Source organism: Methylobacterium phyllosphaerae (assembly GCF_001936175.1).
Lineage (GTDB): Bacteria > Pseudomonadota > Alphaproteobacteria > Rhizobiales > Beijerinckiaceae > Methylobacterium > Methylobacterium fujisawaense.
Genome location: NZ_CP015367.1, coordinates 1998145 through 2010652, shown reverse-complemented (window position 1 = coordinate 2010652; position 12508 = coordinate 1998145). Strand labels below are relative to the sequence as shown.

13 protein-coding genes are annotated in these 12508 nt (G+C 70.7%); 3 read left to right on the top strand and 10 right to left on the bottom strand.

Annotated elements, in window-relative coordinates:
* Window positions 1–52: 52 nt before the first annotated feature.
* From MCBMB27_RS08925 to MCBMB27_RS08910, 4 genes are all read right to left on the bottom strand, one after another.
* On the bottom strand, window positions 53–901 hold the full coding sequence (locus tag MCBMB27_RS08925; RefSeq protein ID WP_043350901.1) for a 23S rRNA (adenine(2030)-N(6))-methyltransferase RlmJ: 849 nt from the start codon (window positions 899–901) through the stop codon (window positions 53–55).
* A gap of 66 nt (window positions 902–967) precedes the next feature.
* Window positions 968–1630: a ribonuclease T2 family protein gene (locus tag MCBMB27_RS08920; protein WP_043350900.1), complete on the bottom strand. Its 663-nt coding sequence runs from the start codon at window positions 1628–1630 to the stop codon at window positions 968–970.
* A 2-nt stretch (window positions 1631–1632) separates the two neighbouring features.
* Window positions 1633–2094 carry a hypothetical protein gene (locus MCBMB27_RS08915; RefSeq protein WP_043350928.1) on the bottom strand — a complete coding sequence of 154 codons (462 nt, stop codon included), beginning with the start codon at window positions 2092–2094 and terminating at the stop codon, window positions 1633–1635.
* A 196-nt stretch (window positions 2095–2290) separates the two neighbouring features.
* The gene (locus tag MCBMB27_RS08910; RefSeq protein WP_043384942.1) at window positions 2291–3277 is read right to left on the bottom strand and encodes an extensin-like domain-containing protein; all 987 of its coding nucleotides are present in this window, start codon (window positions 3275–3277) and stop codon (window positions 2291–2293) included.
* A 111-nt stretch (window positions 3278–3388) separates the two neighbouring features.
* On the opposite strand from MCBMB27_RS08910, the gene MCBMB27_RS08905 reads away from it, so the two are divergent.
* Both MCBMB27_RS08905 and MCBMB27_RS08900 read left to right on the top strand, forming a co-directional pair.
* The gene (locus MCBMB27_RS08905) at window positions 3389–4621 is read left to right on the top strand and encodes an amidase (RefSeq protein WP_075380241.1); all 1233 of its coding nucleotides are present in this window, start codon (window positions 3389–3391) and stop codon (window positions 4619–4621) included.
* Window positions 4622–4996: 375 nt separating this feature from the next.
* Window positions 4997–5227: a DUF6894 family protein gene (locus MCBMB27_RS08900; protein WP_075381905.1), complete on the top strand. Its 231-nt coding sequence runs from the start codon at window positions 4997–4999 to the stop codon at window positions 5225–5227.
* Window positions 5228–5812: 585 nt separating this feature from the next.
* On the opposite strand, the gene MCBMB27_RS08895 is transcribed toward MCBMB27_RS08900, so the two are convergent.
* Both MCBMB27_RS08895 and MCBMB27_RS08885 read right to left on the bottom strand, forming a co-directional pair.
* The gene (locus MCBMB27_RS08895) at window positions 5813–6958 is read right to left on the bottom strand and encodes an AI-2E family transporter (RefSeq protein WP_043761155.1); all 1146 of its coding nucleotides are present in this window, start codon (window positions 6956–6958) and stop codon (window positions 5813–5815) included.
* A gap of 502 nt (window positions 6959–7460) precedes the next feature.
* Window positions 7461–7928, bottom strand: a complete 468-nt coding sequence (locus MCBMB27_RS08885; protein WP_043757480.1) for a molybdenum cofactor biosynthesis protein MoaE — start codon at window positions 7926–7928, stop codon at window positions 7461–7463.
* Between the two features lie 159 nt (window positions 7929–8087).
* On the opposite strand from MCBMB27_RS08885, the gene MCBMB27_RS08880 reads away from it, so the two are divergent.
* Window positions 8088–9107 (top strand): gamma carbonic anhydrase family protein, encoded by a 1020-nt coding sequence (locus MCBMB27_RS08880; protein WP_075381904.1) that lies wholly within the window; start codon window positions 8088–8090, stop codon window positions 9105–9107.
* 11 nt (window positions 9108–9118) lie between these two features.
* Here MCBMB27_RS08880 and MCBMB27_RS08875 read toward each other — a convergent pair whose 3' ends face one another.
* From MCBMB27_RS08875 to MCBMB27_RS08860, 4 genes are all read right to left on the bottom strand, one after another.
* Window positions 9119–9847: an amino acid ABC transporter ATP-binding protein gene (locus tag MCBMB27_RS08875; RefSeq protein WP_043385028.1), complete on the bottom strand. Its 729-nt coding sequence runs from the start codon at window positions 9845–9847 to the stop codon at window positions 9119–9121.
* Between the two features lie 152 nt (window positions 9848–9999).
* A complete protein-coding gene (locus MCBMB27_RS08870) occupies window positions 10000–10692 on the bottom strand; it encodes an amino acid ABC transporter permease (RefSeq protein WP_043384934.1) in 693 nt (230 codons plus the stop codon).
* A gap of 56 nt (window positions 10693–10748) precedes the next feature.
* Complete coding sequence (locus MCBMB27_RS08865; RefSeq protein ID WP_043348617.1) at window positions 10749–11471, bottom strand: amino acid ABC transporter permease; 723 nt, start codon at window positions 11469–11471, stop codon at window positions 10749–10751.
* 89 nt (window positions 11472–11560) lie between these two features.
* The gene (locus tag MCBMB27_RS08860; protein WP_043384931.1) at window positions 11561–12484 is read right to left on the bottom strand and encodes an amino acid ABC transporter substrate-binding protein; all 924 of its coding nucleotides are present in this window, start codon (window positions 12482–12484) and stop codon (window positions 11561–11563) included.
* Window positions 12485–12508 lie beyond the last annotated feature (24 nt).

The window sequence follows — 12508 nt, the reverse complement described above, 5'->3', positions numbered from 1 at the left end:
TCCTTTGCGGGCGTCCGGAACAGCTTTCCCGGCACGGCCCAAGTCTACCGTGTCAGGCCGCGGGACCGATCGGATCGCAGCGAAATCCTCCGAACTCATGCCGGGCCAGCCGTTCGGCCAGGGCCGGCAGGAACAGCATCGCCTCCTCGGCGAGGCGCCACGGCGGGTTGACCACGATCAGGCCGCTCCCGGTGAGCCGCGTCGGGTCGCCCGGCCGCTCGATCAGGAGATCGAGCCGCAGGGCCGGGCGGGGCAGGGCGGCATCGAGGTCGCGGACCATCCGGTCGAGGGCCTCGGTGTCCTTGATCGGATACCAGGCCAGGAACACCCCGGTGGGCCATTTCGCCACCGCCCGGGCGAGGTGGGCGCCGAGGCGCTCGATCTCGCCGGGCACCTCGTAGGGGGGATCGATCAGCACGAGGCCGCGCCGCTCCGGCGGCGGGATCTGGGCGTTGATCGCGGTCCAGCCGTCGAGGCTCATCACCTTGGTGCGGGGATCGCGGGCGTAGCGGTCCTGCAGCGTGGCGGCATCCGCCGGATGGAGTTCCACGAACACGCCCTTGTCGCCGGGGCGCAGCGCCTCGCGGATCAGGGCGGGCGAGCCGGGATAGGCGGTGGCGCCGTCGCGCGCCTGCACCGCCGCCACCGCGGCCCGGTAGGGCGCAAGCAGCGCCTCGACATCCGGCGCGAAGGGCGCGGCCATCCGGCCCCACCCCTCCCGCCACTCGCCGGTGCGGGCCGCCTCGTCGGCCTCGAGATCGTAGACGCCGAGCCCTGCGAAGGCGTCCAGCGCCCGGAACGGCTTGTCCTTGAGGCGCAGGTGGTCGAGCACCCGCGCCAGAACGAGGTGCTTGAGGACGTCGGCGTGGTTGCCGGCGTGGAAGGCGTGCCGATAGTTCATGGCCGCGCGCTCAAGCCGATCCGGCACCCCAGGTCCAGCGCCCGGCGCGCAAAACGCCGAAAAAACCTAGCGGGCGGCGTCGAGACGCACCTCGGGCGCCCGGCAATTGCCGCGGGCGACCTCGGGGCAGGGGGCGAAGCCGCGCAGGTCCTTGCCGAAGCAGATCCGGACCTCCTGCAGTTGCCCGCGGGTGCAGGTGACCGCCATCATGTCGGGGCGCAGGCCGCGATTGGCCGCCACGAATTGCCGCGCGATCTCGATGGGGGCGAGGGATTGCGGCGGGGAGCCGCCCGTCAGGCCGTCAGGGATCGTCACCGCCTGCCGCGCCGTGCGAGCGGCCGCGAAATAGGCGGCGGGATCGAGGCCCGAGCAGGTGCCGTGCTTGCGCCACTCGTACCGGGCGAGCCCCTCGCTCGGATAGACTTGTCCGGCCACCTCCATGGCCTGCCGGGTGGGCGCACGGTTCACCGCCGAGCAGTTCTCCGGATAGCCGCGGGCATATTGCGGCCACAGGCCGTGGACGACGAAGCCGAGGCCGCGACCGGGGGCGCACTGGACGTCGTCCCGGCGTGCGCCCGGCCCCGCGCAGTAGGTCGGCGACCACGACAGGGCGAGGACGTAGAAGTCGAACGCGCCCGGCGTGCCGCCACGGGCGAAGCCGCCGTAATCCTGGGCGGCGGCCGGCCCGGCGAGGAGCAGGCCCGCGAGGCCGGCGGCGAGCCTGCGCATGGTCAGGGACGCGCCATCCGGCAGGCGGTGGCGTAGGCGTAGGCGAGGTCCCGGTCGAGCCCGTGGACGCAGAACTCGACGCCCCAGGTCGCCCCGATGATCCCGAGGCTCTCGCGCACCGAGTAGTCGACCTTGCGGCGGACGCCGTCCGACGTGGTGATGGTCGCGGTGCAGAAGCGGCGGGGATAGGTGTCGAGGCCCCAGGGCCGCCAGGCGGTGCGCTCGATCGTGTCGAAGGACAGGATCGTCATCGACGAATTCCAGAACTTCGCCTCCTTCTCGGCGAAGTTGGTCGAGACCCGCTCCAGCACCGACGGGTCCTGGCAGCCGGGGATCTGCGCGTCGAAGGGGAAGATCCGCTCCTCGGCGGGCTCGATGTCCTCCCGGGCCGAGCGGGCCAGCGCCGGCTGGGCCAGGGCGAGAAGGGCCAGCCCGAGGGCGAAGCCGTGAAAGAGCGGGCGCATGGCGCGTGCCTCGACGGATGTGCGATCCTGCATCCGCGAACGATGGCCCGGCCGCGCCGCCAGTCAAGCTCCGGCGGCCCCGCGCCGGTGCTTTGGCGGCCTGTGCGGCGCGGCCGCTACACTCGCCGGCCGATGCCCCCGGAGCGGGACCGGCCCGCGGCCCGATCCCGTCAACCCGCGTTCCGGCGTCGCCCGGTCAGTAGATCGGCCCCGTGCTCGGTGGCGCGCCGAGCTGCAGCGGCTCGTCGTAGTCCTGCGCGGGCTCCTCGGGGGCGGCCGCGGCGATCCGTGGCGCCGGCCGCACCGGCGGCGCGGCGGTGTAGGCCGATGCCGCGGTCGGGCGGGCCGGCGCCCTGGCGACCTGCGTCGCGCCGCCGGCCTTCGACATCGGCGACACGCCGTAGGGATCGTCCTGCTCCACATCCACCGGCGCCTGCGGGGCGGCAGGCTGGCGCTGCGGCGGGACCGGACGGCTCAGCGGCCGCTCGACGCCGGTGCCGAGCTGCGGCGTGAACTTGATCATCGGCTGGCAGATCCGCCTCAGACCGCGCGGGTCGTGCCGGGCGAGATCGACGTGGATGTGGTCGTAGTGGAACACGTTCGAGCCGGGGGCCAGCACCGTGGTGAAGCGCTGGCAGGCGCCGAGGAAGATCTCGCGCAGGAAGCCCTGCTCGGCCTCCGTGCCGCGCCAGCCGCCCTTCACGGTGATCACGTGGCCGTCGGCGAGCTTGATCGACATGACGTCGATGGCGTTGCCGAAACCGTGCTCGGAGAGCTTGGCGCCGGGCTGGTTGTTGCGGCCGCGGCAGGAATAGGAACCCGCGTTGATCTCGGCCACCGGCACGCCGAAATAGAGGTTGGCGGCCGGCTGGATCGTGTCGGCGAGCCACGCCTCGGCCTCGGCCAGCGCCGGGCAGCCCAGGGTCATCCGCTGCTTCAGCAGGACGGAGCCGCCGCCGAGCCGCGTCACCCGGAAGGGCTGCTGCATGCCGCACGGCCCGGGGCCGTCCATGGCCGCGATCGGCGTGACGAACTCCGAGGGCTCGACGAGCTTCTTGGCCAGGCAGACCTGCTCCGCCTGATCGCGCCACGGTTCGCGCCGCTCGAAATGATTGATCGAGCACGCGGTGAGGCCCGCGCCGAACAGCGCCAGAGCCGAGAACAGGGATACGCCACGCCACATGACCCGGACGATGCGCACGGTCGCGTAAAGCGTTCGTCAACGGCGTTTCGGGAATGACGCGACCTGTGGCGTCTCGGTTGACAGCGCCGCGGACCGCAGACTGAATGCATTATGCTTTCACTTCTCGACCTCCGCGCCCGCATCGCCGCCGGCACCCTGACCCCCGCGGGGGCGATCGATCTGTGCCGCGCCGCGATCGCCGCGCGGGAGCCGGACCTGCACGCGCTGGTCACCCTCGACCCGGCGCCGGCGATCCCGGAGACCGGGCCGCTCGCCGGCATCGCGGTGGGCGTGAAGGACATCATCGACAGCGCCGGCCTGCCGAGCCAGATGGGCTCGTCGATCTACGCGGGCTGGACGCCCCGGGGTGACGCCGCCGTGGTGAGCCGGCTGAAGCAGCTCGGCGCCGTCGCCCTCGCCAAGACCACCACCACGGCCTTCGCCAGCAGCGACCCGACCGAGACGGTCAACCCGCACGATCCCGGCCACACGCCGGGCGGCTCATCGGCGGGCTCGGCCGCCGCCGTGGGCGCCGGGATGCTGCCCCTGGCCCTCGGCACGCAGACGGCGGGGTCGGTGATCCGGCCCGCGAGCTATTGCGGCTGCGCGGCGGTGAAGCCGTCGTTCCGGCTGATCCCCACGGTCGGCGTGAAGACCTATTCCTGGGCCCTCGACACGGTCGGGCTGTTCGCCGCCGGGGTCGCGGACGTCGCCCATGCCCTCGCCCTGGTCACCGGACGCCCGGAGATCGACGGCGCGGATTCGGGCTCGGCCCCCCGCATCGCCGTGGTGCGGCAGGACTTCGCCGAGGCCCCAGAACCGGAGGCCGAAGCCGCATTGATGCGCGCCCGGCAGGCGGCCGAGCGGGCCGGGGCGCGGGTGAGCGACCTCGCCCTGCCGCCGGAGCTGGCGCAGGCCTGGGAGCGCCACCGCATCATCCAGAACTACGAGGGGCGGCTGGCGCTCGCCTGGGAGTACGACACGCACGCCGACGCGCTCCCGCCCCGCGTCCGCGAGCATCTCGACGCTGGCGCGGCGATCGAGCCGGCCCAGTACGACGATGCCCGCCGCCACGGCCATCACGCCCGGCGGGTGCTGAAGGGCCTCTTCGCCGATTACGACGCGATCCTGACCTTCTCGGCGCCGGGATCCGCACCCGCGACCCTGGATTCGACGGGCGACCCGCGCTTCAACCAGCTGTGGACGCTGATGGGCGTGCCCTGCGTGAACGTGCCGGTGCCCGGCCAGAGCCTGCCGGTGGGCGTCCAGGTGATCGGCCGCTTCGGCGACGACGGCCGGACCCTGGCGGTGGCCCGGATGATCGAGACCGCGCTGCGCGGCTGACCGGCCGTCGGGCGACCCGCACCGGCACGCTCTCGGGCGACGCCGCCGGGTGCCCATCCCGTCCGCCGTTCCGGGGCCGCGCAGCGCCCGGGATCCAGAGCCGCCGACTCGCCCGATCCCGGCGCCAGCGGCGTTCAGGGCGTGCGGGTTCGCCGGCGGCGCGCAGGACAAGCAGCGCGGGCGGCCGCTCGGGAGGGAGGCCCTTCACTGGCCGCCATGATGACGGCCGCGCAAAATGTCGCGTTGTGTTTCCTAGCGTACATTTGTGATTGTGAGCTCACCGACGCGACACTAGACACGGCTCATCGCTGGCAACGTTCTCCGGGCGCTAGCGGCCGGAAGACGCGCGCTCCCGCCCAAATGGTGGAGCGTCTTTTGGCACGCTACTTCATCAGCACGACCAACCACGTCACGGTCATGGACGAGGAGGGCGTCGAGCTCCCGAGCCACGGCGCGCTCCGCGAGCTCTTGCGCAGAGTCCTGACGGAACTCCTGCGCGACGAAGGCGACCTGACCGGGGTCAATGAATATTCCGCTCACGCCTATGACGAGGCGGGCAGACTGGTCATGGTCGCGCGGGCCAGCTTCTCCATCACGGACCAATAGGCCAGCTCCCTCAAGGACCCGGAGGTCGCGCTCCGCTTCGGCACGGAAGCGGACCCGGCTTCGTCCTCACGTGCTCCTGCCGCGCGCGGCGTCGATGAACCGGCGACGCTCTTCCTCGGGGCGCGCTTATCGGCGCCGCACCTGACGGGTTTCGTCTTGGCGGGTTTCGTCTTGGCGGGTTTCGTCTTGGCGGGTTTCGTCTTGGCGGGTTTCGGCTCGACGCATGTGTCGGCCGGCATCGTCGCGGCCCTCGGATCACCCGCGGTTTCGGCCTTCGCGCCGCCGACAGTCGGACATCGCCGGAGGACACCGCGGCGGCCGGAGCCTGATCGGCGCTTTCCTTCGGGACGCCGGGCAGGCCGTCGATGCCGCCCCTGGAGAGCGGCGCGCCGTCGCGCACGGCCTCGCGCGGGCGGCAAGCCCTCGAACCGCGCCGTCCTTCGGTCAGGCCCGGCATGCGCGGTGCGGCGGCCCCTCCCGGGGAAGGCTGGAGGATCGGGCCGGCTCCCCGACGCGGAAGCTCGGCCGGCAGGCCCTCTGCGGCGGCGATCCGATCACCGGCCGCCCTGGAGCAAGTCCCTCCGCTCAATTGCTCGGCTGCTCGTGGAGCGTATCCTCCACGTAGAGCTGCTCCAGTAGGACCTTGATGACCGCCATCAAGGGCAGGGCGAGGGCGATGCCCCACAGCCCGAAGATCACGCCGAGGATCAGCTGGCCGGCGAAGATCGTGGCCGGGGGGATGTCCAGCGCCCGCTTCTGGATGAACGGCGTCAGGCCGTAGCTCTCCAGGCACTGGACCGCCAGATACACGCCGATCGCGCCGATCACCGCCTTCGTGCCCGAGGCGAGCGCGGCGAGGATGATGACGAGGCCCGCGACCAGCGGCCCGACCGTCGGCACGAAGGCGAGCACGCCCGCCTGGAGCCCCAGGATCAGCGCACCGCCGATCCCCAGGAAGGCGAGGCCGGCCCAGGTGCACAGGAAGATCACCGCCATGATGATCAGCTGGCCGAACAGCCAGTGGCGCAGGGTCTCGCCGGCCCCGTCGAGGACCTGGCTGGCGCGCCAGCGCTTCGCCGGAGGCACGAACCGGACGACCCCGTCCCGGTAGGCCTTCGGGTCGGCCGCGAAGGCGAGGCCCAGAAAGGCGATCACCAGGACGTTGCCGAGGGCATCGAACAGGCCCAGGACCACCGCCGCGGCCGGTCCGAGGACGCTGCCGGCATCCGACACGAAGGAGCCGCTGCCCTTCATCAGGCCGGAGGCGAGGCCGGCGAGGCCGCCCTCCTTCTGGCCCGAATCCGTCGAGCCGTCCTTGCCGCTGCCCTGCGGGGCGAGGCTCGGCACGTCGATGCCGCGCTCCGAGAGCCAGCCCGACACCGTGGCCGCCTGATCCTTGATCGTGGTGCCGAGTTCGCGGCCCTGCTGGACGATGGTGGCGCCGCCGTAGCTCGCGAAGCCGACCACCGCGATCGCCACCACGAGGCTGACGACGGACAATCGCAGGGCCCGCGGCAGGGGCAGGATGCGGCCGAGCCCGCGGGTCAGGCCGTCGAGGAACACGCCGAGGAGCACGCCGGCGAAGATCAGCAGGAGCGTGCCAGCGGACATCCAGGCCAGCGCCAGTGCCGCCACGAAGCACACCACGGCGATCCCGGAGGCTGCGAGCGGCGCCGTTCCGCGCCAGGGCCCGACCGGGCCGTCCAAGTCCTGTAGCTTGCTGTCCGACATCATCACTCCTGCACCGCGGGTTCACGAACGCCCTGGGCCCTCAGGGGTCAAGGGCGAGACCGCGGGTTCTCAGGGTGAAGCGACCCCGAACCGATGGTCCGGGTTCGCCGGCGACGTCCCCGGCTTGTTCGACTCTCCGACTGCGACGGATGCCCCGATCGGCCTTCCCGTCAGTCCGGGCACCGAAGGCGGGACCGGGATGACAGGGGGGACACGCAGGCGTCCGCCCGATGGCGGCGGGCGTTCGGGACGGCGATGTCCTGAACCGCCGGCTCTCTCCGGCCTTCGCGGGCGGCTGCGGGGCGGGGATGCCCGTCCGCCGGTTGTCCGCGCGCGCCGCCGGACCGCAGGCTTCGGCCCATCGGGCGCCCCCGCAGGAGCACCGGCGGCGCCAGCCGGATCCGCGCCCTCGGCCCGGGCCGGACATCGATACCGGCGATCAACCCAGCCGCCTCGTCCTCTTCGGGACGCGGATCGTGTCGCGCGGCGCGGGACTCGACCCTCAGCGCCAGCGCCCGGCCGCGGCGTCATCCTGAGCCGTCGCCTCGACCCAACCGCCGGTGGTGCCGTCGGCGAGGTGCTCGCGCTTCCAGAACGGGGCGCGGGTCTTGAGGTAATCCATCAGGAAATCCGCGGCCGCGAAGGCCGCGACCCGGTGGCTCGCGGCGGTCACCACCAGCACGATGCCGTCGCCCGGGCGCACCAGCCCATGGCGGTGGATCACCCGCAGGGCCTGGAGCGGCCAGCGGGCCATCGCCTCGTCGGCGACCCGCCGGATCTCGGCCTCGGCCATGCCGGGGTAGTGCTCCAGCTCCAGGGCGGTCAGCCGCCCGCCCTCGTCGCGGCACAGGCCGGTGAAGGTGACGACGGCGCCCGCCCGGCCGCCCAGCGCCGCGCTCACGCTGGCGATCTCGGCCGCGGTGTCGAAGGGCTCGGCCTGGATGGCGATGCTCGGAACGGGGGCGCTCATGGCCCGATCCATAGGAGTCCGCGGCTTTGCGGGCCAGTCCCGTCCCTGTCACACCCGGCTCCGCCTCTATATGAGACGGTCCGTCGCGCCCTGCCGGCCCGGCGCGCGGTCCTCGGATGAGCCCGCGTGCTCCGGACGGCGCTGGAGAAGGATACCCGCGTGACCCCCGACCTGATCCTGCCCTACGACGGCGTGCAGCCGGATTTCGTCAGCCGCCCGGTCTGGTGCGGTCGCGGCAGCACGGTGATCGGCGCCGCGCGGATCGGCGCGCAGGCCTGGATCGGCGACGAGGCGGTGATTCGCGCCGACGGCCAGACCGTCATCCTCGGCGACCGCTTCTGGCTCGGCCACCGCTCGACGGTGCACATCGCCACCCGGACGCACGGCACCCGGGTCGGCGACCGCGTCACGGTCGGGCGCAACAGCGTCGTGCACGCCTGCACGCTCGGCTCCGACGTGGTCGTCGAGGACGACGTGGTGATCCTCGACGGCGCCGAGGTCGGCGACGGTGCGGTGATCGAGGCGGGCTCGACCGTATTCCCTCGGGCGACGCTGCCCGGCGGCTACGCCTATGCCGGCAGTCCCGCCCGTCCGAGCCGTGCGATCGGAGCCGATGAGATCGCCGAGCGCGCCGAGCGGCTGCGTGAGCGCATGGGCGACGGATCCGCTCTCCCGCCCGGGGAAGTATCGGAGGTCGACGACAGCGTGTTCGTGGCGCGCAACGCCCGTCTGCGCGGGCGGGTGAGCCTCGGAGCCGGGGCGAGCGTGCTGTTCTGCTGCGACCTCAACGCCGAGGTCGGCCCGATCGTCGTCGGCGCCGATACCAATATTCAGGACAACACGGTCATCCGCACCCGGGCGGACGGCGTGGTGATCGGGCGGGACACCACCATCGCCCACAACGTCCGGATCTCGGATTGCCGGATCGGGGCACGTTCGTTGATCGGCATCGGCGCGACGATTGCATCAGGAACCCTGATCGCCGACGACGTCATGCTGGCGGCGGGCGCCACCACGGATTCCGGCCAGATCCTGGAGGCCGGTTATCTGTGGGGCGGCCGCCCGGCCAGGATCCTGGGCCCCCTCGACGCCGAGAAACGCGCCATGATGATCCGCATCGTCGAGGGCTATTGCCAGCACGGGCGGGAATATCGGGCCGCGCAGGAGGCGTCGGAGTAGAGCGCTCCAACTCAGTGTTGCAGGATCTTCGACAGGAAGGTCTGGGCCCGCTCGGAGCGGGGGCTGCCGAAGAACTCCTCCTTCTTGGCGTCCTCGACGATCTCGCCGCGATCCATGAAGATCACCCGGTCGGCGACCTTGCGGGCGAAGCCCATCTCGTGGGTCACGACCATCATGGTCATGCCTTCCTTGGCGAGTTCGACCATCACGTCGAGCACCTCGCCGACCATCTCGGGGTCGAGCGCCGAGGTCGGCTCGTCGAACAGCATCACCACCGGGTTCATGGCGAGCGCCCGCGCGATGGCCACGCGCTGCTGCTGGCCGCCGGAGAGCTGGCCGGGGAACTTGTTCGCGTGGGCGCCGAGGCCGACCCGGGCGAGAAGGTCGAGCCCGCGCTTCTTGGCATCCTCGGCGCTGCGGCCGAGCACCTTGCGCTGGGCGATGGTGAGGTTGTCGGTAATCGACAGGTGCGGGAACAGCTCGAAATGCTGGAACACCATGCCGACCCGCGAGCGGAGCTTGGGCAGATTGGTCGCCTTGTCGGCGACCTTGGTGCCGGCCACCGTGATCTGGCCCTTCTGGAAGGGCTCCAGGGCATTCACGCACTTGATCAGGGTCGACTTGCCCGAGCCCGAAGGACCGCAGACGACCACCACCTCGCCCTTGGCGACTTTGGTGGTGCAGTTCGTCAGCACCTGGAAGTCGCCGTACCATTTGCTGATGTTGTCGATGGCGATCATCGTCTCGCCGGGCGCGACGAGGGGCGCGCCGGCGATCAGGCCGCCCGACTGCAGGCCGGCATCCTTGGGCGCGTGGCTGGCATCGGCGACGGGTTCGGCGGCGGTGGGAGCCGGCATCGGGGACGAGGTCATGGCACGGTCTCCAGTGTCGGTCAGCGGATGATGGCCACGCGGCGCTGCAGGCGGCGCACCAGGAACGAGGCCGAGAAGCAGATCACGAAATAAACCACCGCTGCGAAGATATACATCTCGACGAGGCGTCCGTCGCGCTGGGCGACCTTCGAGGCGGCGCCCATGAAGTCGGTGAGCGACAGCACGTAGACCAGCGACGTGTCCTGGAAGAGGATGATGGTCTGGGTCAGCAGCAGCGGCAGCATGTTGCGGAAGGCCTGGGGCAGGATCACGTTGCCCATGGTCTGCCAGTAGTTCATCCCGAGCGCCTGGGCGGCCGCCGTCTGGCCCTTCGGGATCGACTGGATGCCGGCCCGCATGATCTCCGAGAAGTAGGCCGCCTCGAAGGCCATGAAGGTGATCAGGGCGGACGGGAAGGCGCCGACCTGGATCGGCGTCGAGGCCCCCGTCACGTAGGCGCCGATATACGGCACCAGGAAGTAGAACCAGAAGATCACCAGCACCAGCGGGAGCGAGCGGCACAGCTCGACATAACCCTTGGCGAGGTGCCACAGGCCGGGAATGCCCGACAGGCGCGCCATCGCCAGCAGCGTGCCGATGATCACCCCGCCAACGGCGGCCATGGCGGTGAGCGTCACGGTGAAGACCATGCCCTGCCCGAACAGGTAGGGCAGGGACGAGACGATGACGGAGAAGTCGAAATTCGAGAGCATCGGGGCCTGTTACCGGTGGCCGTCGGGCGGGGTGGCGGAACGGAAGCGAGCGGCCCTCAGCGCTGGCCGGGGATGGCGACCGCCTTCTCCAGGAAGGTCGCCGCCGTGACCACCACGAGGTTGATGATCACGTAGAGGATCGTCGCCGCCGTGAACGCCTCGAACACCTGGAACGAGAATTCCTGCATCGAGCGGGCCCGGGCGGTCAGTTCCAGCAGGCCGATGGTCAGCGCCACCGACGTGTTCTTGAGATTGTTGAGGAATTCCGAGGTCATCGGCGGCAGGATGATCCGGTAGGCGTTGGGCAGCAGCACGTAGCGGTAGGTCTGATAGGTCGTGAAGCCCATGGCGGTGCCGGCCATGCGCTGGCCCCGCGGCAGCGCCTGGATGCCGGCGCGGACCTGCTCGGCGACGCGCGAAGCGGTGAAGAAGCCGAGGCACACCACCGCCGTGTAGAACGGCGCGTCGGGCAATTGCTTGATCGCGTCGCCGATCCGGGTCGGGACCACTTCGGGCAGCACGAAGTACCAGAGGAACATCTGCACCAGCAGCGGCACGTTGCGGAACAATTCCACGTAGGCGGTACCGACGGTGTTCGCGGTCTTCGACGGCAGGGTCCGCAGCACGCCGATCAGGGAGCCCAGGAAGAAGGCGATCACCCAGGAGCAGAGCGCGGTCGTGATCGTCCACATGAGCCCCGAGAGCAGCATGTCGAGATACGTGCCGGTGCCCTCCGGCGAGGCGTCGAAGAAGATCCGCCAGTTCCAGTTGTAGTTCATCGCGCCGCTTCTACTGTGAACTTACAGAGACGCACCGCGGGCGGGAGCCCGCGGTGCGCATCATGGCATGAAAGCGAACCGAACGGATCTCAGTAGGCCGCCGGGTCGGGGCTCGAGATCGGGGTCGTGAACTGCTTCTTCATCTCCGCGCTCATCGGCAGGTTGAGGTTGATGTTGCGCGGCGGGATCGGCTTCGTGAACCACTTGTCGTAGAGCGCCTTGCCCTCGGGGCTCGTGTAGAGCTTGGCGGTGGCGTCGTCCGCGACCTTCTTGAACTCCGTGTCGTCCTTGCGGAGCATGATGCCGTAGGGCTCAGGCTTCGACAGGGCCTCGGTGGAGATCTCGTAGGCGGACGGGTCCTTCGAGGAGGCGGCGAGCGAGGCGAGCAGCACGTCGTCCATCACGAAGGCGGCGGCGCGGCCGGTCTCGACCATCAGGAACGCCTCGGCGTGGTCCTTGGCCGGCAGGATCGTCAGGCCGAGCTTGCGCTCCGTGTTGGCCTCGTTGATCTGCTTGATGTTCGTGGTGCCCGAGGTCGACACGACTGTCTTGCCCTTCAGGTCCTCGATCGTGTGCAGGTTGGCCGACTTCTTCGAGACGTAGCGGGTCGCGGTCAGGAAGTGCGAGTTGGTGAACCACACCTGCTTCTCGCGCTCGGCGTTGTTGGTCGTCGAGCCGCACTCGAGATCGATCGTGCCGTTCGCCATCAGCGGGATGCGGGTGGCGGAGGTCACCGGGTTGAGCTTCACCTCGAGGTTCGGGAGGTTGAGCTTGGCCTTCACGGCGTCGGCGATCTTGTAGCAGATGTCCATCGCGTAGCCGACCGGCTTCTGGTCGCCGCCGAGATAGGAAAACGGGACGGAGGCATCGCGATAGCCGATGACGATGGCGTTGGCGTCCTTCACCTTCTTGAGGGTGCCGGTCAGCTCCTCCGCCCGCAGGCTCATCGGAGCAAGGGCGAGGGTCAGGCCCAGCGCCGCGGCAAGGCCGCGGCGAGCGATATCAGACTGCATCGGTACGGAACTCCTGGATCGGGC